Origin of the sequence: Pseudomonas sp. MD195_PC81_125 (genome assembly GCF_014060985.1) — a bacterium.
Classification (GTDB): domain Bacteria; phylum Pseudomonadota; class Gammaproteobacteria; order Pseudomonadales; family Pseudomonadaceae; genus Aquipseudomonas; species Aquipseudomonas parakoreensis.
Genome location: NZ_JABULD010000953.1, coordinates 1 through 560 on the forward strand (window position 1 = coordinate 1; position 560 = coordinate 560).

The window sequence follows — 560 nt, forward strand, 5'->3', positions numbered from 1 at the left end:
CAGTTGATTTTCACGATGATGTTCCTTAGCCCGATGCGAGCGGATGATGCCGGTTGGACGTGACGGTTTTCCGTATGCGCTGTGCGCCATGCAGAAACGAGGCCACGCATCATGGCGAGACGGCATGAAACCTGCGCCGTGGCGTTTGGTCGCACCGTTGAACAGACACCGTCGACAGGAATGATTGTGACGATCCAACTAAAGTTTCTTGATAAGTTCGTTACGCTGAAAAGGCATTAGCTTATAAATGAAATATTATTAACCGGGTCATTCTGTGAACTCGCGCACACTCCCCCGGTAATTCACCAGTTAGTTATCGAATAAATTACTCGTGTAATTATTTCCAGAGCAGGCCCATCAGCGAAGCTTTAACGGCCGCGGCGATTTTGTTTTGGCAACCGAGTTTCTTCAGGCAATGGTTTATATGGAAGTTTACGGTCCTTTTGCTGATGCCGAGGATCACCGAAACATCGTCCGATGACTTTCCGTCAGCGGTCCATTGCAGAATTTTCCTTTTCCCTTTKGCGACAGTTTCTATCGGTACCGGGATTACCGAATCG

General features: G+C 48.5%; 1 protein-coding gene. It reads right to left on the bottom strand.

The genetic code is table 11. The features are described 5' to 3' along the window. Window positions 1–337: 337 nt before the first annotated feature. A partial coding sequence (locus HT737_RS30540) for a helix-turn-helix transcriptional regulator (protein ID WP_182404685.1) occupies window positions 338–560 on the bottom strand: 223 nt, incomplete at its 5' end.